This window comes from Paenibacillus sp. PDC88, from assembly GCF_900106725.1.
Taxonomy (GTDB): Bacteria; Bacillota; Bacilli; order Paenibacillales; family Paenibacillaceae; genus Paenibacillus; species Paenibacillus shunpengii.
On record NZ_FNNT01000008.1, the window covers coordinates 1 to 20,706 of the forward strand.

Consider the following 20,706-nt stretch of genomic DNA (forward strand, 5'->3'; position numbering starts at 1 on the left):
GTAAGACCCCTTGAAGACGACGAGGTAGATAGGCTGGGGGTGGAAGTGCAGCAATGCATGGAGCTGACCAGTACTAATCGGTCGAGGGCTTATCCAAAAGATACCCAAGAAAGTGAAGCGAATGCTTCGAAGGTGAATCCGAATACTTTCTCGGGGCCCGGAACAAAACCGGGTAAACAAAGATTCTAACATCGCACATTGTTTCGTATCTAGTTTTGAAGGAACAATCATATGTTCTTTATTCCCTGATAGCTCAGTTGGTAGAGCACTCGACTGTTAATCGAGTTGTCACAGGTTCGAGTCCTGTTCGGGGAGCCATGGAGAGGTGTCCGAGTTGGCCGAAGGAGCACGATTGGAAATCGTGTAGGCGCCAAAAGCGTCTCGAGGGTTCGAATCCCTCTCTCTCCGCCACTATTTTTATAAGCAAGGCCCGTTGGTCAAGGGGTTAAGACACCTCCCTTTCACGGAGGTAACAGGGGTTCGAATCCCCTACGGGTCATTTTCTTTAATTACTTACATAATGGAGACTTAGCTCAGCTGGGAGAGCATCTGCCTTACAAGCAGAGGGTCGGGGGTTCGATCCCCTCAGTCTCCATTCTTAATATCGCGGGGTGGAGCAGCTCGGTAGCTCGTCGGGCTCATAACCCGAAGGTCGCAGGTTCAAATCCTGCCCCCGCAATTGAATTACATGGAACTGTGGTGTAGAGGCCTAACATGCCTGCCTGTCACGCAGGAGATCGCGGGTTCGAATCCCGTCAGTTCCGCCATTTGAATTATTATGATATAATATGGCTCGGTAGCTCAGTCGGTAGAGCAGAGGACTGAAAATCCTCGTGTCGGCGGTTCGATTCCGTCCCGAGCCACCATTTAACACCTTGTGCCGGTGTAGCTCAACTGGTAGAGCAACTGACTTGTAATCAGTAGGTTGGGGGTTCAAGTCCTCTCGCCGGCACCACAGTTTCATATGGAGGATTAGCGAAGTGGCCAAACGCATCAGACTGTAAATCTGCTCCCGTAAGGGTTCGGTGGTTCGAATCCATCATCCTCCACCAGTTTCATAGGGGCATAGTTTAAAGGTAGAACAGCGGTCTCCAAAACCGTTAGTGTGGGTTCAATTCCTGCTGCCCCTGCCAAATTACCTTTTAATTTATATGGCGGTCGTGGCGAAGGGGTTAACGCACCGGATTGTGGCTCCGGCATTCGTGGGTTCAAGTCCCATCGATCGCCCCATTTATATTTTATTGGGGATTAGCCAAGCGGTAAGGCAACGGACTTTGACTCCGTCACGCATAGGTTCGAATCCTATATCCCCAGCCATTTTTTACGCGGACGTGGCTCAGCGGTAGAGCATCGCCTTGCCAAGGCGAGGGTCGCGGGTTCGATTCCCGTCGTCCGCTCCATAATAAGGCGCCATAGCCAAGTGGTAAGGCACAGCTCTGCAAAAGCTTTATCCCCAGTTCGAATCTGGGTGGCGCCTCCATTTCTTAAGCGGGAGTGGCGGAATCGGCAGACGCACAGGACTTAAAATCCTGCGGTAGGTGACTATCGTACCAGTTCAAGTCTGGTCTTCCGCATGTTAGATAATATGTGCCCTTAGCTCAGCTGGATAGAGCGTTTGACTACGAATCAAAAGGTCAGGAGTTCGAATCTCTTAGGGCACGCTTTAATTAAATAAGCCGGTGTGGCGGAATTGGCAGACGCGCGCGACTCAAAATCGTGAGGGAAACCGTGGGGGTTCGAGTCCCTTCACCGGCATCGTAAAAGAGGATCATTACTACTGTAATGTTCCTCTTTTTTGTATTGGACAAACTGGATATCAAGGAAGATTGCCTGCTATATACGCGTAGATTGATAATGGCGTCGCAATCCTTCACCAAGCAGATTAAAGGTGACGATGGTGAACATCATGGCAAATGCTGGGTAAAAGACAAAACCAAATTGGCTTCGAAAAATTTCGTGACGGTGACTTGCAAGAAGAGCTGCCCAATTTAAGCCGGTTTGGACAAATTCGTTAGTATAATAGTCGACCTCTCTCCATTCATGTGAAAGAAAGATACTGATAATAGATAACTGTCCTATAAGAAGCATGACTTTGCCTAAATCAATGCAGAAATTAACGATCAACTCTGGTAACAGTGCAGGTATGTAATAATTCTTCACTAGAGTTCTAGAGCTTAGTCCTAACGCAATCCCAGCTTCCATATAACTTTCCCTGGACAATTGATTAGCCTGTTGTTGAATTGTATAGGCAACACGGCCCGCTTCCACGACAGCAAGAATGAGAATGGACCATAACAGGCGGAGATCAGTAAAGAGAAGAAAAGGAATAGCTAGTAGTAAGGCTGTTGCAAAAACAGGTGGCAAGAAAGAAAAACATTGATTCAATGCGTTAATTACATGGTGAAAGAATCCTTTCTTTTTGCATGATAATAGTCCAAGTGGGATTGCGATTATATAGCGAATTAAAGTAATTATGATAACAATGAATATGGTTTCTTTGGCTGCAATCACAATCTTACTTAAATTATCGACTCCTTTTTTGTCAGTTCCGATCCAATTCTTCTCGGATGCTTCGAACGCAGGAAGTTCAAGCTTATTAAATGCATCCATACGGTATCTCTCCTGGCTCAAATTCTTATCTATAAATGGAAGGTGAGGGCCAATAAACATCACAAATAGAAGCAAGCCTAACAATATACTACCGATTAACAAGGGAATATTCTTTCGCAATCTGCTCACCTCAAACTCTAACTATCTATGTAACTTAAATATTAAATCTCATATTTTCTTATGTATTATTGACGATCGAAATATCGGCGAGCCGCAGCAGCGATCCATTGAACCAATAAAAATAGCAGCATGAAGTAAAGCACAATATAGATAATGACGCCAGGTTCATAATTGTTTCCGGTTCCAACTTGAGTATCGTAATCAAGAGCTTGGGATAAGCGGTACGCTGCCCCAGGGTAACTTCTATAGATTTCGACCATTAGCAGATTTGAAAGAATGAATACGAGCATCCCTGGAAGATGGGTTAATATTGTAATAATACCATTAGTTAACATATGTTTACACAGTATGACCCACTCGCGAAGTCCCTTAGCCCTGGCTAATTTGATGTATAATTTATTTTCTTGTGAGGTTAAGGAAGCGGAGGTAAGTCGTGCAATCTGGACAATCGGATAGATGGATACTAGTAAGGAAGGGATGATAAAGCCCTGCCATCCATCGGTTGCAAAGAAACGAATAAAGGGAACATTTTTGATAATAAACCATTGGATAAGTAAAATAAGGAAAAAATCGGGGATGGCATTGATGATCCAGGTTGTCCAATTGCCGAGCAAGTTCAATCTGGTTTTGGAGAGACGGTAATCCATAACTCCTTTTAAGATCCCAAAGATCAAGCCAATTAACAATGCTGTCACAATCACCAGCAGGCTTCTGCCCATTGCTTTTAATGCCTCTGATTCTGAAGAATGGCCAGAATATCTCGATTCCCCCAAGCTTCCGTTCTCGATCGCTGTTTTGAAAAATTCACTAACATGGGCTGTATACTGACTTAGAGTAAGAGAGGGCTCCTCGGCTACGATCTTATAATCCTGAATACTTAGTTCAAGCTGACGAGGAATTAGAACAACAGAAACGATAAGACAGAAGGCAAGGATGCTTACAATCAAAGATTTTAGCATTTGATACTTAAGATTCATATCTACCTCCAATAGATTTCAAAGTATACATCTAGTAGTATCACAATTTACCTGTTTTTGTCTATATTAAGCATCTACTGTAAAGAATCTAGCACTAGTAGACGACTATCCGTCTCCTTAGCGCTAGATTGCTTTTCTGTCTTCACGATATTGTCCGGGTGTGACGCCCTCTAATTTTCGGAAAGAGCGAATGAAGTTTTGTGAATTGTTGTACCTTAGTTTGGTTGCGATGTCCTTGATGGACATATCGGACGTTGTCAGCCATTTTTTTGCCATACTAAAACGATAATTGGTCAAGTATTCGCTGAAAGAGCAGCCCGTTTCTTTACGAAAAACACTGCTGAGATAGTTGGCATTGTAGTGAAGTCGATGGGCGCATTCCTCTAACGTTAGATCTGTATCATAATAATTCTGTACAAGGTCAATGATCTTCTCAGAAATATGATGATATTGAGTATTTTGGCGATTACGGAATACACCAACGATAGGAAGAATGAGCTTGAACCAGAACCAATTACGGATCTCATCAACGGTGTCCAGCTTCAGAATATCTTCAAAGACAGAGCGCTTCTCATGATAGATATGATGTACGCTAATTCCAGACTCTTGCATCATCAGCAGAAGATTATTAAGCAGCCGAGTAATTGGTATTTGATATTCATGGGGAAGGAGCTCAAGGTCGAAGATACAGTTAAGCAGTTGATCAAAAGTGTCCCGAGCCTTTCGTTCATCTGCCAGCTTGATCGCCTCTATCAGCTCATTCTCCAGCTGTGCAGGATAAGACAGGTTCACGTAGTGCTTACCATCATTAAGATCCTGATATTGGATAACGATGCCTTTACCGAGCTTAATTCGGTGTCTGAGTGCTTCCAGCCCCTCCCGATATGCCATGGAAATACCATGAAAAGATTCCACAGGTAAGCTGATCCCGATGCTCACTGATAGATCAAGAACCTGATCAATATGGTTTTGAACATCCTCTGTTAAGGAGTAGAGATAAGCATTAAATACGGTATCATCCGTTTCTTCACCGCCAACCAGCAGAACGATCGTATGGTCTATTATGACTGGAGTGAGACGTTCTTTCTGTGAGACAAGCTCTTCCAGCATATTTTGCACGGCAAACAATAGCAGCTCAAGGTCTTTTTTCTCATATCGGGTTTGCTCTGTAAAATCAATCTGAATGGTCAGGACAGCCATCGTGCGCCATTCGTTCATTTGTTTGCCATAACCATACTGCTCGAGTTTGTGAAGGAGCTCATTTGATTTGAACTGGCCTGTGAATACTTTGGTTAGATAGAAGGTTCTAACCTGCTGGATGTGCTGATGCAGCTCCTTTTCAAGCCTTGACTTCGACTGGAATAAGTCCGACACTTCAGCCCCGATATGCTCAAATTCGTTACGATCTGGTCTAAGCCCTAGCTCATTCAGTAATCTACGGATAGGTGAATAAATGCGTCTTGATCCAAGAAAGGCCATTCCAACGGAAATAAGCAGCAGAGCCAGACACATCAGTAGAGTGTAGGTTCCAATTTGTGAAGATTTTTGAGTAAGACTCTGGATGGAGGTTGCCGATAAATAGGTCCAGTCATTAAGCTCGGAACGATAATAAGATACCGCATAATCTTGACCTGACAATTCGGTTGTAAACTGTCCTGACGGCTGCTCGAGCTTGCCTTCGGCATGGAGTCCGCTCTCAGATAAGGGCTTCCCGATCAGTTCCTGATCATAATGGAACAGGATACGTTCATTGGCATCTAAGATGATAATGTCTTCCGTTGAATCACCGTCCTTTTGAATAAAGTCCTTTAGCTCACAGGAGGGGATATTGGCGATCGCAAGACCGGATTTCTCAATTCCGGTGGCGGGCAGCTTTTTAACTAGGCTGATATTGTACTGGCAGTTGGCACCGTTCGCATTCTCCTCACTATAAAACCACTTCGACGGAGTAAGAGTCCAGCCTGAATTCTCCTTCATATTTTGGAGACCTTGAATCTCGTCGGCCAGGGGGTAATCATTGAAACGGTAGAGACCTGAGTTTTTGATCATCCAGTTTTGGTCGAAATTGATAAGTACAACATCATCGAGCTTGGTTTCAAAAGACTGCATGTTTCGGACTTCGGTGCGGAGATCATTATAGGTTTTGAAATCGGTTACAAAAAGTGGGCTTTGAAGAGCGTTTTTAAGCACACTGGAGCTGACTACCTGATTAAGGGTGTGGTTGACAGTCACAAGCTTTTGTTCTAAATCGGAATTAATTTGCAAAATAAGCTGCATCTTACTGCTGTTGACGTTCCGCTGTATCTCCTGAGTAGAGGTAACATAAGCAAATACACCGATGAAAATGACAGGAATCGTGCTCAGCAGGAGGACGAAGATCGTTATTTTGCTTAAAAAGCTCAAAGCGTTCCAGCGCATGGACATCACCTGTCTCGATTAGTAATTGAGGCTTCTTATTGATTATGCCTATAAATGGAAAATTCGGCAAGGGGGATGGGCGGTTATGATGGTTCTTTTTAAGCGAGTAGCATGGGGGAGACGCATAATTGCGGCCGGGGCAGGTCTATTGTCCATGATGATCGTTACCGCCTGTAATAGTGGTGCCCTTAAGGCAGAACTGCAAGTACCAGCAGAGGAGAAGCTTCCAATATCGATGATGGTCCCGCTTCATTTTCCCCATCCGCCGAGTGATGAAATCATGGATCGAATTGAGCAGCTTACTCATACGGAGCTGGAGATCAATTGGATCACAGACGGTATATACACAGATAAGCTGAACACGGCACTCACGACCAATTCCATGAAGAAAGTAACCTTTGTGAAGCATATTGATTATCCCTTTATCAAAAATGCGATACGAACGGATGCATTCTGGGAAATCGGCTCCTATATCGAAGAATTTCCGAATCTCCGATATCTGGATTCCGGTATACTTGAACAGACAGCGGTGGATGGACGTATTTACGGATTATACACAGAGAGACCCTCTTCAAGACAAGGCGTCATCATTCGAGGAGATTGGCTTGATCGGCTAGGGCTCGAAACACCGAAAACATTAGACCAGCTGTACGAGGTTATGAGAGCGTTTACTTTTTCTGATCCGGACGGAAATGGCTTGCATGATACGATTGGATTAGCAGATCGCAACGACCTCACCTATGGGGCTTTCAAGACACTGTCTTCTTATTTTGGAACACCGAATAACTGGCTGGTTAAAGGAAACACATTAATCCCTGAGTTTGAGACCCAGGCCTACATGGACACGATGAACTTCATGAAGAAGCTCGTTAAGGAGAAGCTGATCAATCAGGACTTTGCTGTCACTAGCAAGGATGTACAGAGAGATATGATCATTACAGGTAAAGCTGGTGTGTATATTGGAAGCATGACAGATGTGCAGCGTTTGTATGATGAGACTAAGGTACTGAATCCAGATGCAAGATTCACACTTTCGAATCGAATACAGGGACCGGCGGGATATAAAGTGTGGTCTATTCCAAATTATAACGGTGTTTTTTTATTTTCGAAGAAGGCCATAGAAACAGAGGCGGAGCTGAAGAAGATCCTAGGCTTTTTTGACAGAACGATGGATGAGGATGTTGCCAATTTGATGCGCTATGGTATTGAAGGCATACACTACACGGTTCAGGATGGAAAGGTGCTTCTGGATGAAGGAACGTCCATTCTGCGGGTTAACGAAGTAAATCCGTTGTACACATTAATGATTGCGGATCTCAGCAACCCCAATGTAATGCCAATTGCCAAGCAGGAAGCCTTAACTGCATTAGCAGAGGAATTAAGTATGGATAATGAGAAGTTCCTGGTTCAAGACCCGACCCTCCATCTGGAGTCCGATACGTATGCCGAAAAAAATGTGGAATTGGAAACATTGATATCCGATGCAACCTATCATTATATTTTGGGAAATCTTGACCAAGAAGGCTTCGCCCGTGAGATTGAACGATGGAAGCAATCGGGTGGAGAGGATATTATTCAAGAATATACTGCTGCTTATTTCAAGTGAATAGAGGAATTTGCACCGTCCAATGGTGATTCGCAGGAATCACACACATTGGGCGTTTTTTTTGATCTAGTAGAGCAGAAATATAGATGATAATCAGGATAATCATTTGATTAGATGTCGCACGGAGTAAGGTGATATGGGCAAATGATTGTATTCGTACTCTGTTTTTAAAATGTAATGTGAGAGTGCAAGCAAGTTATCCATCAACTTAATGGAGGTCATGACAAATATGAAAAAAAGAACATTCGCCATGCTCAGTCTATTAACGTCATTCAGTATGGTCCTATCTGCCTGTGGGGACGGAGGAGAGAGCAGTTCAGGTAATTCCAGCGAACCTGGGGCGTCACAAGGCGGGGAGAAAGCATCCAGTCAACCGGCAGAGATTACGATTATGCTTCCTCTAAATACAGCCGAAACCCCACCGGATACGATTAAAAATGAAGTGGAGAAGCTGACAAATACGAAGCTGACGTATCAATTTTTTCCGGCGGACACATACGAAGAGAAATTAAATACCTCCTTTGCGACAGGCTCACTGCCGGATGTAACTTACTTGAAGAATCAGGCCACCTTCATTCAAATGAAGGAAGCCATTCGTGACGGACAGTTCTGGGAAATAGGACCTTACTTAAGCGAATTTGAAAACTTAAATAAACTGAAGCCGCTCATTCTTGAGAACACAAAGGTGGATGGAAAACTTTATTCACTATATATCGGTAGGCCACTAGCAAGGCAGGGACTCATCTATCGTAAGGATTGGGCAGATAAGCTGGGCATTGAAGCACCAACCAATGTGGATGAATTCTACACTATGTTGAAAGCGTTTAAAGAGCAGGATCCGGACGGAGATGGACAGGACAATACAATTGGACTGACGGACCGAAATGACCTGGTATATGGCGCATTCAAGACCGTTGCTTCCTGGTACAAGGTTCCGAATAACTGGGGGGAGAAGGACGGACAGCTCCAGCCGGATTTCACTTTTCCTGAGTATATGGAAACCCTCGATTTCTTCAAGAAGCTTCATCAAGAAGGGTTAATCAATCAGGATTTTGCGGCTACGAGTAAAACGGATCAGGTTAACTTGTTCACGAGCGGCAAGGCAGGAGCTTATGTCGGGGCAATGTCGGATATTAATTCCCTGCACAAGGATCTGATCAAGAATGCGCCGGATGCTGTACTGGATGTGGAGAGCATGATTGCTGGACCTACAGGAGAAGCGTCAACCTGGGCAATTCCTGGATATAACAATGTCATTCTGTTCCCAACTTCCGCGATCAAGGATGAAGCAGAGCTGAAGCAGGTGCTAGCCTTCTTTGACAAGATGATGACTCCTGAAGTGGCCAATCTGATGTACTGGGGGCAGGAGGGCGTACATTATACCGTTGAGGACGGTAAGGCCAAAGCGTCGGAGGATCAGGAAAAAACCGAACGTGAAGTGAAGGGTTACAAAGACAGTGTTATCGGGGAACCAGAAACCAATGGAATGTACGAAGGGTATCATGATCTGCCAGGCAGAATCCATGCAGAAGAGCTGACGGTAGCGAACGAGGAGATTGCCGTTCATGATCCTACAGCAGCGCTTGATTCTGAGACTTATACAACCAAAGGTGTTGAGCTGCAGACGATCATTACGGATGCGACTTACAAATATATCTATGGAACCTTAGATCAAGCAGGATTTGAAGCTGCTGTAGCGCAGTGGAAGAAGCAGGGCGGGGAGCAGATTATTCAAGAATTTAACGAAGCGTACGCAGCCAAGAAGTAACAATAGGGTTCTTTGTAATTAGTAGTTATCAAAGCATAAGTAACACCAAAACATCCGAATAATGTTACATCCAGACGTTTCTAGTGCCGCCGGACATACCGGATAGAAAGGGAGAGAGCCATGCAGGAAATCGCCGTTCCATCTGCAACAACGCGTAAAAAGGAGAGCAGGCTGCGTAAAAGAATTTGGAAAAATAAATGGATTTACGTCATGCTGCTCCCAGGTATTCTCTATTTTATGATCTTTAAATATTTACCGATGTATGGACTTGTCATTTCATTCCAGGACTATAAGCCGTTCAAGGGGATACTTGGCAGCGAATGGGTAGGATTTGAGCACTTTGCCCGATTGTTCAATGAGCCGGATTTTCTAAACATACTCACGAATACACTCATCCTGTTCGGGTTAAATCTGCTTTTCTACTTTCCAGTGCCGATCATTCTTGCCCTTATGCTGAACGAGGTGAGGAACTCCTTCTTCAAGAAGACATTCCAAACCCTCGTGTATCTGCCGCATTTCATGTCCTGGGTTATTATCGTGTCGATTGGCTATGTCATGCTGACGATGGACGGCGGGATTGTGAATGAGCTGCTCGTATTTTTTGGCTTCGAGAAAATCAATTTCTTGCTCAGCACAGAGTGGTTCAGGCCAACGTATATCATTCAGGTAATCTGGCGTGAGGCAGGCTGGGGAACGATCGTTTACCTTGCTGCCATTGCCTCTGTTGACCCTCAGCTATATGAAGCGGCGAGAATGGACGGAGCGAATCGGCTGCGTCAAATATGGCATATCACCCTTCCTGCCATTCGCAGTGTCATCATTATTCTGCTCATTCTAAAGATCGGTGATGTGCTGGAGCTTGGCTTCGAGCATGTATATCTCCTGCTGAACTCCATGAACCGGGAGGTTGCAGAGATTATTGACACTTATGTCTACACTGCTGCGATGAAGCAGGGGCAATTCAGCTATAGTACAGCGATTGGGTTCTTTAAATCCTTTGTCGGATTGATTCTGGTCATAATTGCCAATAAGCTGGCCAAAAAAATGGGTGAAGAGGGCGTTTACTAATCTCGTCGGGAGGAGAGAGAAAATGGTTGAAGACAGAACGCTGGGCGGAAAAATGTTCTCGTATGTGAACTTTATTCTGCTTGCTGTCATAGCACTGGTTACTGTATTGCCATTTGTACATGTGGTTGCCGGTTCATTCACGACAAGTGCTGAGATGGCAGCCAAGAAGTTTGTGCTCATCCCGACAGATTGGAGTCTGGATGCCTACAAGTTTATATTCTCAACAAATACAATCTTTCGAGCGATGCTGGTATCGATGGGGGTTACCGTCATTGGTACATTGTTCAGCATGCTGATTACATCATTGATGGCATATGGACTCTCCAGACGGGATCTGGATGGACGCAAGGTTATCATGTTTATGGTCGTTTTTACAATGCTGTTCAGCGGAGGCATGATTCCTACGTTTCTCGTTGTGAAGGAGCTTGGATTAATTGATACGTATGCGGCACTGATTCTGCCAAGCGCCATAAGTGCCTTTAATATGATCATTCTTAAAAATTTCTTTCAGAACATTCCGGAGGGCTTGGAGGAATCGGCAAAGATCGACGGATCGAATGATTTTGGAATTCTGTTCCGTATCGTGCTTCCGCTGTCGATGCCGGCCATTGCAACCATCTCACTGTTCTATGCGGTTACGTATTGGAATACCTATATGAGCGCCATCCTCTATTTAAATGAGAGTAAAATGTGGCCAATCCAGGTGTTACTGCGTCAAATCGTTGTACTCGCAAGCGGTATGGACTACAGCTCAGAGCTGGATTCCTCCGTTCCACCGCCCGACCAGGCAGTGAAGATGGCGGTAATTGTTGTAGCAACACTGCCGATCCTGCTGGTTTATCCATTCTTGCAGAAGCATTTCGCGAAGGGTGCGATGCTGGGTTCGATTAAGGGCTGAGCCAGCTGTTAGAAATTTTGGTTATCAAATGTGAGTCATTCCGCTCCTCTTCACCAGAGGGGCGGTTTTTGTATTGTAATTATGCTCACGATAATGTCTGTACTTATAAGGTCTTGGCTCATCCCCGACCAGAGTCTAGGTTAAAAAACCGTCCCCGGTCCGTTTTGAAAAGAAGCGAATTCTCCTAAAATAAAGTCATAAGGAACACGAAGTAAAAACAAGAAACAAAACATGAAGTAAATCGTAAAGAAGGAAGACAAACAAGAAGGCGGTGATAACAACATATGAGATACAGTAAAGGTAAAAGCTTAGCGATCATCCTGATCGTCGTGGGAGCCTTGATGCTATTCGGAGGGTTTCTTCCCTTCCTTGGAGCAGTGACTAGAGAAATTATGGGTTATCTGGTTCCAATCGCGATGATCGCTCTTGGATACTACGGTGTCAAGAGAGGAAACACCTTAATCGGTTACATCATTCTAGTCATTGGTGTGCTGGTTCTGATCAGCAAGCTGGCATGGTTAATCGGACCCCTCATTGCAATCGGGTTGATCGTATTTGGGATTTACATGCTGAAGGACAAAAGCAATCACAGCAGCAGACGTTACTAATTAATTTCAACAGTTGGAAAGGGAGGTCAGATCAAGAATGGGCGTATTTCGTCGAATGCGGGATATCACCGCAGCCACCATTAATGAACATCTGGAACAAAGTCAAGATCCTGTCAAGCTGATCGATCAATTTCTAATGGATACACGAAATGAGATTGGAGAGGTTGAGAAGCTTCACCAGCAATATTCGAGACATACCAGACAATTAAAGCAGCAGGTAGATGAGGCTTCAGCTATGATTGCGAAGAGAGAAGAGCAGGCTCTGCTGGCACTCAAGGCAGAGGAAGATCATCTGGCCAAGCTGGCATTGCAGGAAAAAATGCTCTACGAAGAAAAGTACAAACAATATATCGAACTGTACGATCAAAGCAGAGATGCACTGACAGAGCTGGAGGAGCAGTTAGACCATCTCAAGACTGAATATCAAGCAGTGTACAGCAAGCGTCAATATTACTATGCAAGAATGCAGACGATACAGCTGCAGCAGCGAATGAATGAACGCTCTGGCCAATATGGCGGAAGACATGTTCCGGGAATGTTCAATCGTCTCGAGGACCGGGTGTCGGATCTTGAGTACGAGGCGAGAAGTCTTCGGGATCTGCGCCGCGGTGAGCAGTCAAGAGAAACCACCCAGTATTCCGTATCGGATCTCTTGGAACGAGAGATGGCGAAGCTCAAGAAGAAGCTGGAAAACGGAGGAAAGGAGTAATTAGATGAGTAAATTATATCGATCAAGACGCGACAAGATGGTAACCGGGCTACTCGGCGGGCTATCCGAAACACTCGGCATAGACTCCACACTAGCAAGACTGATATTCGTAGTCAGCATCTTTTTCACAGGCGGCGTAATGATCTTCCTCTACTTCATTGCTGCGCTTGTTATACCTAAGGAATATATACCACCTTATGACCCTTATGGTCCAGGGCCGGGTCCAGGTGCAGGTGGATATTATGGAAAAGGCAATGAATATGCGAACCAAGGCGGGTTTGCTTCTTATAGAGAACCGCAGAGAGACCGATTCAGCGGCAATCGTTATCAGAGTTCAAACGCTTATGAGCCCAAACAGGATGATCTCGACTCCATGATGGGTGATATTGAGAAAAAGGCATTAAAGAAAGAAGTAGAAGAGCTGCGCCAAAAACTATCGAAGTATGAGAAGGGAGATTTATAAAATGGGAGTATTTAAAAGAATTAAAGATATGACAAAAGCATCGGTGAATGAAGTTCTGGACAAAGTAGAAGATCCGATTGTAATGCTGAACCAATATATTCGTGATATGGAAGCAGAAATTCGTGAGGCAGAAGTTACTGTCGCGAAGCAAATGGCGAATGAGCGCCGGATGAAGCATCGTTTGGAAGAAGCGGAACGTCTTGGTGTACAGCGTGAATCGCAGGCTGAGGCAGCACTTGTTAACGGGCAGGAGGAAGTCGCACGCAAGCTTCTTGAAGAGAAGATCTACTATGATCAAAAGGCAGAGGAGTATAAGAACTTCCATGTGGAAGCAGAGACTCAAGCAAAAGAGCTTGTGCAGCAGCTTCATGACATGAAGGATGAGTTCTACAAAATGCGTAACAAACGCAATGAGCTAGTATCCCGTGCACAAATGGCCAAAGCCAAAAAGCAAATGAACCAAATCAACAGTGTTCACACGATCGAAAGCGGCAATGCATCTCTTGGATTCCATCGTATGGAAGAGAAAATTATGCAGCTTGAAGCGGAAGCAGATGTCATGCGTGCTCCATACCGAAGCAGCTACACGAATAATCCGGTAGAAACGGAGAAACAATTCAAAGTAAATGAGCAGCTGGAAGCATTGAAGAGCAAGCTGAACGGCAAAGCCTCTTCTGAAGATGCGCCTAAAGAATAAGCTATTCAAGTCAGCATGAAGTTATGATAGAATCAAGCAGTGGTTTAAACTAGGTTGAATAGAGCCATACGGGAGCGATATTGTTCCGTATGGCCTTTTTTAAGATCATAGGCCGGCTTTAATGGCAGTAGTGCGATTCGAATTTATCCAAATACATATCGGCCAGTGTGGTCGAAAATTGACATGAGGGGGTGCGACAGATGAGTAACAAAAAGCAGTTTTTTGCAATACTGGCGATAGGGATCGGTCTGCTGATGCTGCTTGGAGATTTTATCAGCTTCTTTACGATTGTCGCACTTCTCTTATTGATTTATGGTTACTTCAAATTCCAATCGGGCAATGCCAAAAAAGGACGCACATATCTGGGAGTCGGCGCAGCCATTCTCATTCTTGATAATTTGATCTTTGTTGTCGGTGTAACCCTGATTTCACTTGGCGTGTTCTATTGGAAGGGGCGTAAAGTCCAGCCGAGAGAAGGCTACATCATCAATCAAAATTTTATGTCCAATTTTGCTTGGGATGAGGAGCCATGGATGCTCAGAAACACATCGATCTGGCATGTCATCGGTGAAGTGGATGCTGATTTATCGCTGGCTATTCCGGAGACGAAGGAGACCGTTGTTTATCTGCAGGGAGTGATGGGAGATATTGATTTATCGATCCCAGAGGATTATGGTGTAGAGATCGAAGCATTTATACTACTAGGCAAGCAGCAGTTCGGGAATGATCAAAAAGGCGGAGCAATGAATCGGCTTGTTTATCGGACTCCGGGCTATGAGAACAGTGAATATAAAGTGAAGTTTGTCATTTCCTATTTAATTGGCGACCTAAACGTACGATTAACGTAATACTCAACAGGAGGGAGGACTCCCTTATGCAATCCAATAAAACAAAAAATATGGTCACGCGTAGTATGGGACAGAGCATATTGCTTGCACTGGTGCTAGGCTTGGTTACCTTTTATATATTTTACTCCTATGGATACTTAATGCCGTTTGATGAGTGGGATCATTGGTTTCAGGCTGGAGCCACCCTTGTATTACTGTTGATTGGACTCGGTGCGATTTATGGGTTCTTCCAAATGTACAGAACCAAGGTGCAACTAGAGAGACTGCGGGAAACCTTACTGCAATGGGAGAAAGGAAGCGTAACGAGGGCTGTGCCGGAGCTTGGTTATGATGAAGTCGGGCGAATTGGAGAACAGTTGGGCCGGATCAGCAAGAAGTGGGAGGAGCAGGTCACCTCGCTTCAGCGCCTCTCCACGCATAATGCTCAGTTAGCTGAACAAGCAAGAGTGTCTGCCATTGTAGAAGAAAGGCAGCGTTTAGCCAGAGAGCTGCATGATGCTGTGTCCCAGCAGCTATTCGCCATATCCATGACAGCTACAGCGGTAGGACGTACGCTGGAGAAGGATTTTGACAGAGCACAGCGACAGGTGGCGTTGATCGAGGAAATGGCTTCTGTTGCCCAATCGGAGATGAGGGCATTGCTGCTGCATTTGCGTCCCGTATATCTGGAGGGCAAGCATCTTGAACAAGGACTTAAGGAACTTGTGAGAGAGCTTCAGTCCAAGGTGCCGATGGAAATTTCGCTTGAGATGGATGAAGGCATTCAGCTGGTAAAAGGGATAGAGAATCATCTATTTCGTATTATTCAGGAAGCCATGTCCAATGCCCTTCGGCATTCCAAGGCGGAAAGGATCGAGATTCGAATTCAACGCAAGGATAAAGCCATTCGGGTCATTATCCGGGATGATGGCGAGGGCTTTGAATTGGATGACAAGAAGCAGGCTTCGTACGGGTTGTCCAATATGCAGGAGCGTGTAAATGAAATTGGCGGCTCGATCGTATGGATTACGGCTCCAGGCAAAGGAACCCGAATCGAAATAACGGTGCCGGTCATGGAGGAAGAAAGCGAGGGAGCATAGTATTATGGAAGATGAAAGTATGGAAGTTGCCATTAAGGTTCTGCTGGTCGATGACCATGAGATGGTGCGGATTGGGCTGGCGGCTGTGCTGGATACCGAGGATGGGATCGAGGTTGTTGGTGAAGCAGGGAGCGGAGAGGAAGGCATTCGTCTTGCTCAGGAGTACCATCCCGATGTCGTTCTGATGGATCTGGTGATGGAAGGAATGGATGGGATTGAAACGACCAAGCAGCTGTTAAAGATGCAGCCAGAATGCAAGGTTATCGTACTTACCAGCTATCTGGATGATGAGAAGATGTATCCCGTCATTGAAGCTGGAGCATTTAGCTACTTACTTAAAACTTCACGCGCTTCCGAGATTGCGGATGCGATCCGCGCTGCTGCCCGCGGTCAGTCTGTTCTAGAGTCTCAGGTAGCCTCCAAGATGATGAACCGCTTCCGCCAGCCGCAAGAGCAGGCCAAGGCACATGAAGGCCTCACTGAACGTGAGATGGATGTTCTAAGACTGCTCGCACAAGGCAAATCGAATCAGGATATTGCGGACACATTGATTATTGGGATAAAAACGGTAAAGTTTCATGTGACGAACATTCTCGCGAAGCTGGGAGTCGATGATCGTACGCAAGCGGCGATTTACGCTTATAAGAATGGTCTGGCTGAGTGACAAGGACAATTCTCAAATTTGAATTTATATAACTGTGCAGCACAATGTAAGGCCCCGAGACTCTGGATAGATGAGCCGGGGCCTTCTATTACTTTATAGAAAGAATTAGATGAGGAAGAGCAAAGCGAGGAACGAGAGACCGAGAGCCCAATCGTAGCCATAGCCGCCGTAAGGATAGAAGCCTTTAACTACGGCCTGCTTCTTTAACTTTTTCTGTTTTTTCTTCGGCTGCTCTGCTTGTTTGCTCTCGAGTACACTCGATTTGTAAGCTCGGCAGGATCTATATTTGCCTTTGCGTTCATCGGCAAGAAAAATATGGGTTCCATTACAGCTGTGAAGTCTGCCGACAAACCGTCTTCCGTCTTTCATGACAGCACAGACCATTTTTCCACAATGCTGGCCTATGTTTTCTGGGGTTAACGGACGTACAGGATACATATCATTCACCTCGTTTGTAATTTAATAGAGAGAATGAAAGTATTGCAGTGCTTAGACCTTCATTCTGTCTAACTTATAAGTATTCTCTTGAAGCTGAACAGGTATAGACCTTTAACCAAGCCCTGTATGATAGATGAGCAATTATTTGAAAAGCCGGTTATAAGAATAAGAGAATACCTATAATAGTAGGAGATGAGGATTTCAAGGCATAGCTTCGCAAGTTCAGTTGTGCTAAAATGTCAGCAACATCCAGGTAACACTATTTAGTTCAAAAAATAAAACTATTCGATAGGGAAAGAAGGAGCTATGGCGAACATTCAAAAGGTTGAAACAATGCAGGCATCGAGTGCGGTATTTTTCATTTTTGGAGCTACGGGCGATCTCGCCCGGCGCAAGCTTTTTCCTGCGATTTATAGTCTTTACCGGGAAGGTAAGCTGTCAGATCACTTTGCAGTTATTGGTCTGGCAAGACGTCAGCGGACGCGTGAGGAGTTCAGAGAAGATGTGCTGTCCTCAATAAAGGAGTTTTGTCGTTATAAGCCAAGCGATGGGAACCAAGAGGAATGGGCTGAGTTTGCACGGCATTTCGAATATAAGTCTTTAGATATTCATCATGTCGATGGGTTTCGTGAGCTTAATGCCTTCACAGAGGATGTGGAACATGAATTTTCCATTCCCGGTAATCGTCTGTTCTACCTCGCGCTGGCTCCTGAGCTGTTTGGAAGCGTGTCTTCCCATTTGAAAGAAGGGGGGCTGCTTGAAAGTACAGGCTGGCACAGGCTGGTCATTGAGAAGCCCTTCGGCTATGACTTGAGCTCGGCAGAGCAGCTGAATGAGCAAATTCGTGAAGTATTTCGCGAAGAAGAAATTTACCGGATCGATCATTATTTGGGCAAAGAAATGGTACAGAATATAGAGGTGATCCGTTTCGGCAATGCCTTTTTTGAGCCGTTATGGAATAACAAGCATATTTCCAATATTCAGATTACACTGGGTGAGACCGTCGGAGTTGAAGAGCGTGGAGGATACTATGACCAGGCCGGCGCCCTTCGTGATATGGGACAGAACCATATGCTGCAGATGCTCACAATGATTGCCATGGAGCCGCCAAGCCGGCTTGTGCCCGAGGATATCCGGGATGAGAAGGTGAAGGTGCTTCGTTCCTTACGTCCGTTTGCTTCAAGTGAGGATGTGAGCGCGAATGTCGTTCGTGGTCAATATACGGAAGGTGATGTGAAGGGGGTACATCTGCCCGGTTATCGCCAGGAGGATAAAGTAGATCCCAGTTCCAATACGGAAACGTATTTTGCGGCGAGGGTATTCGTCGATAACTTCCGATGGGCTGGAGTGCCCTTCTATATCCGAACCGGTAAGCGACTGCCTGTCAAAACGACAGAAGTGGTTGTGGAGTTCAAATCCATGCCGAACAATGTGTATCTTGGTCAAAAATATAAGCTCGAGCCGAACCTCCTTGTCATCCGTGTAAATCCGATGGAGGGTATTTATATCAAGATCAATGCCAAGAAGCCAGGCACAGATTCAGAGATTGAGCCGCTTGCCATGGATTTTTGCCAGAGCTGCATGATTGGAATTAACTCCCCGGAGGCTTATGAACGGCTCATTCATGATGCTGCAGAAGGAGACTCCACCTATTTTACAAGATGGGACGAAGTTGCAACGGCCTGGTCCTTCGTAGACCGTATTGCAGCGGTATGGCAAGAGCAGCCGGAGAGTCTGGCCTATTATCCTGCAGGCAGCTGGGGGCCGTCCGCAGCGGATAATCTGCTGGAGCAGGATGGACATCACTGGTGGCCGGTTAATGGACAGGATGAAGACAACGTGATCTGGATTAAGAACAATGAAGGATGAATAAACCGACTTGGATACATGAATCACATCGTGACATTTAATGGTGCAAAAGCAGAGGCCTCTCTCTAAATTAGGAGGACTCTGCTTTTTTAGGTGAGATAAAATATACAGGTAAAAATAAATAACAAATGTGGTACAATAGGAGAGTTGAGCCATTTAGACGGAAGGTCCTATGGCAAGATTACGACAGGCATGATGTTATACTTTGGAATATTACATTTTTGATGAATATATGAGTATGAGAGGGATTAATGAACATGAGCAAAACCACGAATATTTTGCAGGAGGAGGTCGACAAACGCCGGACGTTTGCGATCATCTCTCACCCGGATGCCGGGAAGACGACGTTGACTGAGAAGCTGCTGTTATTTGGGGGCGCCATTCGCCTGGCAGGTACAGTAAAGGCTCGGAAGGCAAGCAAGCATGCGACAAGTGACTGGATGGAAATTGAGAAGCAGCGGGGAATCTCTGTAACGTCCTCTGTGATGCAGTTTGATTATTTGGGTCATCGTATTAATATTCTGGATACACCGGGTCACCAGGACTTCAGTGAGGATACTTATCGCACACTGACTGCCGCAGATAGTGCCGTCATGTTGATTGACGTAGCGAAGGGTGTCGAGGCACAAACGATTAAATTGTTCCAGGTGTGTGCAAAGCGCGGAATACCGATCTTTACATTTATCAACAAGCTGGACCGTGAGGGACAAAGTCCGTTTGATCTAATGGAGGAGCTGGAGCGTGTTCTTGGTATCCGTTCGGTACCGATGAACTGGCCGATTGGTATGGGCCGGGAACTCTGCGGTGTATATGACCGGATGAAAAATCAGGTGGAGCTGTTCCAAGGTGATGATCATTCCAAGATTAATGTGCAAAAGGTCGACAGCTATGAGGATCCGGTGATTCGTGAGATGGCTGGTGAATTCTTGCATGACCAATTAAAGCAGGAGCTTGAGCTTCTCGATGTAGCGGGTGATCCGTTTGACCTGGAGAAGGTGCTGAAAGGGGAGCTTACCCCTGTATTTTTCGGTAGTGCAGTTAATAATTTTGGTGTTCAGACCTTCCTGGAGAACTTCCTGGAGCTGGCGCCGAAGCCGGAACCTCGCAAGAGCACGGAAGGTGTAGTTGAACCGACAAATGAGAAGTTCAGCGGCTATGTCTTCAAGATTCAGGCGAATATGAACCCGGCACACCGCGACCGTGTCGCATTCCTGAGAATTGTATCGGGTAAATTTGAACGAGGCATGAGCGTTAAGCATGTTCGTGTAGGCAAGGAGATTAAGCTCTCTCAGCCCCAGCAGTTTCTGGCTCAGGACCGGGACATTGTACAAGAGGCCTATCCAGGCGACATTATCGGTCTGTTCGATCCGGGAATTTTCCGAATTGGAGATTCTTTAAGCCAAGGCAGTGAAATTGTCTTTGACGAGCTTCCGACATTCTCACCGGAAATTTTCTCGAAGGTGACAGCAAAGAATGCCTTGAAGCACAAGCAGTATCAGAAAGGCATTGACCAGCTGACAGAGGAAGGGACGATTCAAGTGTTCCGTACAGCGAGCTTCGATGAGACGATTCTAGGAGTCGTTGGACAGCTTCAATTTGAAGTATTCGAGCATCGGATGAAGGCAGAGTATGGCGTTGAGGTACAGCTGCAGCGCATGCCGTATCAATTTGCCCGCTGGATTATTGACGACAAGATCGATCCAAGCAAATTCCGGATTAACTCTACCCTTGTTAAAGATAAGAAGGACAATTATGTGGTCCTCTTTGAGAATGAATATGCGATGAGAACGGCAATTGAGAAGAATCCGACAGCTAAATTCCTGGAGACTGCACCGTAAGGGTTGTAAGAGTTACAGGAATGCGGAG

The 20,706-nt window shown here is 45.4% G+C and carries 17 protein-coding genes, 17 tRNA genes and 1 rRNA gene; 31 read left to right on the forward strand and 4 right to left on the reverse strand.

The annotated features are described in order from the left end of the window. The 18 genes from BLW49_RS21185 to BLW49_RS21270 form a co-directional block, all read left to right on the forward strand. Positions 1–97: ribosomal RNA gene (locus BLW49_RS21185) — 23S ribosomal RNA — on the forward strand; the annotation flags it as partial. A 145-nt stretch (positions 98–242) separates the two neighbouring features. Next, positions 243–318 (forward strand) — tRNA-Asn (locus tag BLW49_RS21190). A 1-nt stretch (position 319) separates the two neighbouring features. Continuing rightward, positions 320–411: transfer RNA gene (locus tag BLW49_RS21195), tRNA-Ser, on the forward strand. A gap of 16 nt (positions 412–427) precedes the next feature. Further along, positions 428–499: transfer RNA gene (locus BLW49_RS21200), tRNA-Glu, on the forward strand. A 23-nt stretch (positions 500–522) separates the two neighbouring features. Continuing rightward, positions 523–595: transfer RNA gene (locus BLW49_RS21205), tRNA-Val, on the forward strand. A 10-nt stretch (positions 596–605) separates the two neighbouring features. Beyond that, a tRNA-Met gene (locus BLW49_RS21210) sits at positions 606–679 on the forward strand. 11 nt (positions 680–690) lie between these two features. Beyond that, positions 691–767, forward strand: a tRNA-Asp gene (locus BLW49_RS21215). A gap of 23 nt (positions 768–790) precedes the next feature. Beyond that, positions 791–866, forward strand: a tRNA-Phe gene (locus tag BLW49_RS21220). A 13-nt stretch (positions 867–879) separates the two neighbouring features. Then, a tRNA-Thr gene (locus tag BLW49_RS21225) sits at positions 880–955 on the forward strand. An 11-nt stretch (positions 956–966) separates the two neighbouring features. Further along, positions 967–1,052, forward strand: a tRNA-Tyr gene (locus BLW49_RS21230). Between the two features lie 7 nt (positions 1,053–1,059). After that, positions 1,060–1,133, forward strand: a tRNA-Trp gene (locus BLW49_RS21235). Positions 1,134–1,154: 21 nt separating this feature from the next. Next, a tRNA-His gene (locus tag BLW49_RS21240) sits at positions 1,155–1,230 on the forward strand. A gap of 12 nt (positions 1,231–1,242) precedes the next feature. Then, positions 1,243–1,317: transfer RNA gene (locus tag BLW49_RS21245), tRNA-Gln, on the forward strand. Positions 1,318–1,325: 8 nt separating this feature from the next. Further along, positions 1,326–1,400, forward strand: a tRNA-Gly gene (locus tag BLW49_RS21250). A 6-nt stretch (positions 1,401–1,406) separates the two neighbouring features. Continuing rightward, positions 1,407–1,480, forward strand: a tRNA-Cys gene (locus BLW49_RS21255). Between the two features lie 8 nt (positions 1,481–1,488). After that, positions 1,489–1,574 (forward strand) — tRNA-Leu (locus tag BLW49_RS21260). Positions 1,575–1,587: 13 nt separating this feature from the next. After that, positions 1,588–1,661: transfer RNA gene (locus BLW49_RS21265), tRNA-Arg, on the forward strand. 14 nt (positions 1,662–1,675) lie between these two features. Further along, a tRNA-Leu gene (locus BLW49_RS21270) sits at positions 1,676–1,755 on the forward strand. A 78-nt stretch (positions 1,756–1,833) separates the two neighbouring features. Here the strand turns inward: BLW49_RS21270 and BLW49_RS21275 are convergent. From BLW49_RS21275 to BLW49_RS21285, 3 genes are all read right to left on the reverse strand, one after another. Further along, positions 1,834–2,610, reverse strand: coding sequence for an ABC transporter permease subunit (locus BLW49_RS21275; protein WP_256209883.1), 777 nt, complete (start codon positions 2,608–2,610; stop codon positions 1,834–1,836). 185 nt (positions 2,611–2,795) lie between these two features. Next, a complete protein-coding gene (locus tag BLW49_RS21280; protein ID WP_090726772.1) occupies positions 2,796–3,707 on the reverse strand; it encodes an ABC transporter permease subunit in 912 nt (303 codons plus the stop codon). A gap of 123 nt (positions 3,708–3,830) precedes the next feature. Next, complete coding sequence (locus tag BLW49_RS21285) at positions 3,831–6,125, reverse strand: helix-turn-helix domain-containing protein (protein WP_090726773.1); 2,295 nt, start codon at positions 6,123–6,125, stop codon at positions 3,831–3,833. Positions 6,126–6,210: 85 nt separating this feature from the next. Here BLW49_RS21285 and BLW49_RS21290 point away from each other — a divergent pair, with 85 nt between their 5' ends. The 11 genes from BLW49_RS21290 to BLW49_RS21340 all read left to right on the forward strand — a co-directional run bounded on the left by BLW49_RS21290 (position 6,211) and on the right by BLW49_RS21340 (position 16,533). Continuing rightward, positions 6,211–7,731, forward strand: coding sequence for an extracellular solute-binding protein (locus BLW49_RS21290; RefSeq protein WP_256209884.1), 1,521 nt, complete (start codon positions 6,211–6,213; stop codon positions 7,729–7,731). Positions 7,732–7,960: 229 nt separating this feature from the next. Beyond that, positions 7,961–9,499, forward strand: coding sequence for an extracellular solute-binding protein (locus BLW49_RS21295; protein WP_076314972.1), 1,539 nt, complete (start codon positions 7,961–7,963; stop codon positions 9,497–9,499). Between the two features lie 120 nt (positions 9,500–9,619). After that, a complete protein-coding gene (locus BLW49_RS21300) occupies positions 9,620–10,567 on the forward strand; it encodes an ABC transporter permease (RefSeq protein ID WP_090726774.1) in 948 nt (315 codons plus the stop codon). A 22-nt stretch (positions 10,568–10,589) separates the two neighbouring features. After that, positions 10,590–11,465: a carbohydrate ABC transporter permease gene (locus tag BLW49_RS21305; protein WP_090726776.1), complete on the forward strand. Its 876-nt coding sequence runs from the start codon at positions 10,590–10,592 to the stop codon at positions 11,463–11,465. A gap of 284 nt (positions 11,466–11,749) precedes the next feature. Then, on the forward strand, positions 11,750–12,073 hold the full coding sequence (locus BLW49_RS21310; RefSeq protein WP_076314975.1) for a hypothetical protein: 324 nt from the start codon (positions 11,750–11,752) through the stop codon (positions 12,071–12,073). A 37-nt stretch (positions 12,074–12,110) separates the two neighbouring features. Continuing rightward, a complete protein-coding gene (locus BLW49_RS21315; protein ID WP_090726778.1) occupies positions 12,111–12,782 on the forward strand; it encodes a PspA/IM30 family protein in 672 nt (223 codons plus the stop codon). A gap of 4 nt (positions 12,783–12,786) precedes the next feature. Next, positions 12,787–13,245, forward strand: coding sequence for a PspC domain-containing protein (locus tag BLW49_RS21320; RefSeq protein WP_076314977.1), 459 nt, complete (start codon positions 12,787–12,789; stop codon positions 13,243–13,245). A gap of 1 nt (position 13,246) precedes the next feature. After that, the gene (locus BLW49_RS21325) at positions 13,247–13,942 is read left to right on the forward strand and encodes a PspA/IM30 family protein (RefSeq protein WP_076314978.1); all 696 of its coding nucleotides are present in this window, start codon (positions 13,247–13,249) and stop codon (positions 13,940–13,942) included. Between the two features lie 200 nt (positions 13,943–14,142). Beyond that, positions 14,143–14,790, forward strand: coding sequence for a cell wall-active antibiotics response protein LiaF (gene liaF / locus BLW49_RS21330; RefSeq protein WP_076314979.1), 648 nt, complete (start codon positions 14,143–14,145; stop codon positions 14,788–14,790). 26 nt (positions 14,791–14,816) lie between these two features. Then, complete coding sequence (locus BLW49_RS21335; RefSeq protein ID WP_076314980.1) at positions 14,817–15,869, forward strand: sensor histidine kinase; 1,053 nt, start codon at positions 14,817–14,819, stop codon at positions 15,867–15,869. A 19-nt stretch (positions 15,870–15,888) separates the two neighbouring features. Further along, on the forward strand, positions 15,889–16,533 hold the full coding sequence (locus BLW49_RS21340) for a response regulator (RefSeq protein ID WP_047913634.1): 645 nt from the start codon (positions 15,889–15,891) through the stop codon (positions 16,531–16,533). Between the two features lie 105 nt (positions 16,534–16,638). Here BLW49_RS21340 and BLW49_RS21345 read toward each other — a convergent pair whose 3' ends face one another. Next, the gene (locus BLW49_RS21345; protein WP_090726780.1) at positions 16,639–16,971 is read right to left on the reverse strand and encodes a hypothetical protein; all 333 of its coding nucleotides are present in this window, start codon (positions 16,969–16,971) and stop codon (positions 16,639–16,641) included. A gap of 306 nt (positions 16,972–17,277) precedes the next feature. Here BLW49_RS21345 and zwf point away from each other — a divergent pair, with 306 nt between their 5' ends. Together zwf and BLW49_RS21355 are read left to right on the forward strand one after the other, a co-directional pair. Next, the gene (zwf, locus tag BLW49_RS21350; protein WP_090726781.1) at positions 17,278–18,840 is read left to right on the forward strand and encodes a glucose-6-phosphate dehydrogenase; all 1,563 of its coding nucleotides are present in this window, start codon (positions 17,278–17,280) and stop codon (positions 18,838–18,840) included. 257 nt (positions 18,841–19,097) lie between these two features. Continuing rightward, the gene (locus BLW49_RS21355; protein ID WP_076315158.1) at positions 19,098–20,678 is read left to right on the forward strand and encodes a peptide chain release factor 3; all 1,581 of its coding nucleotides are present in this window, start codon (positions 19,098–19,100) and stop codon (positions 20,676–20,678) included. Positions 20,679–20,706 lie beyond the last annotated feature (28 nt).

Bases quoted from the DNA above. Each gene is read 5' to 3' on its own strand.
- BLW49_RS21300 (WP_090726774.1), top strand. From the start codon at position 9,620: ATGCAGGAAATCGCCGTTCCATCTGCAACAACGCGTAAAAAGGAGAGC.
- BLW49_RS21285 (WP_090726773.1), bottom strand. From the start codon at position 6,125: ATGCGCTGGAACGCTTTGAGCTTTTTAAGCAAAATAACGATCTTCGTC.
- BLW49_RS21340 (WP_047913634.1), top strand. From the start codon at position 15,889: ATGGAAGTTGCCATTAAGGTTCTGCTGGTCGATGACCATGAGATGGTG.
- BLW49_RS21275 (WP_256209883.1), bottom strand. From the start codon at position 2,610: ATGGATGCATTTAATAAGCTTGAACTTCCTGCGTTCGAAGCATCCGAG.
- BLW49_RS21315 (WP_090726778.1), top strand. From the start codon at position 12,111: ATGGGCGTATTTCGTCGAATGCGGGATATCACCGCAGCCACCATTAAT.
- BLW49_RS21305 (WP_090726776.1), top strand. From the start codon at position 10,590: ATGGTTGAAGACAGAACGCTGGGCGGAAAAATGTTCTCGTATGTGAAC.
- BLW49_RS21295 (WP_076314972.1), top strand. From the start codon at position 7,961: ATGAAAAAAAGAACATTCGCCATGCTCAGTCTATTAACGTCATTCAGT.
- BLW49_RS21355 (WP_076315158.1), top strand. From the start codon at position 19,098: ATGAGCAAAACCACGAATATTTTGCAGGAGGAGGTCGACAAACGCCGG.
- BLW49_RS21335 (WP_076314980.1), top strand. From the start codon at position 14,817: ATGCAATCCAATAAAACAAAAAATATGGTCACGCGTAGTATGGGACAG.
- liaF (WP_076314979.1), top strand. From the start codon at position 14,143: ATGAGTAACAAAAAGCAGTTTTTTGCAATACTGGCGATAGGGATCGGT.
- BLW49_RS21290 (WP_256209884.1), top strand. From the start codon at position 6,211: ATGATGGTTCTTTTTAAGCGAGTAGCATGGGGGAGACGCATAATTGCG.
- zwf (WP_090726781.1), top strand. From the start codon at position 17,278: ATGGCGAACATTCAAAAGGTTGAAACAATGCAGGCATCGAGTGCGGTA.
- BLW49_RS21345 (WP_090726780.1), bottom strand. From the start codon at position 16,971: ATGTATCCTGTACGTCCGTTAACCCCAGAAAACATAGGCCAGCATTGT.
- BLW49_RS21280 (WP_090726772.1), bottom strand. From the start codon at position 3,707: ATGAATCTTAAGTATCAAATGCTAAAATCTTTGATTGTAAGCATCCTT.
- BLW49_RS21310 (WP_076314975.1), top strand. From the start codon at position 11,750: ATGAGATACAGTAAAGGTAAAAGCTTAGCGATCATCCTGATCGTCGTG.
- BLW49_RS21325 (WP_076314978.1), top strand. From the start codon at position 13,247: ATGGGAGTATTTAAAAGAATTAAAGATATGACAAAAGCATCGGTGAAT.
- BLW49_RS21320 (WP_076314977.1), top strand. From the start codon at position 12,787: ATGAGTAAATTATATCGATCAAGACGCGACAAGATGGTAACCGGGCTA.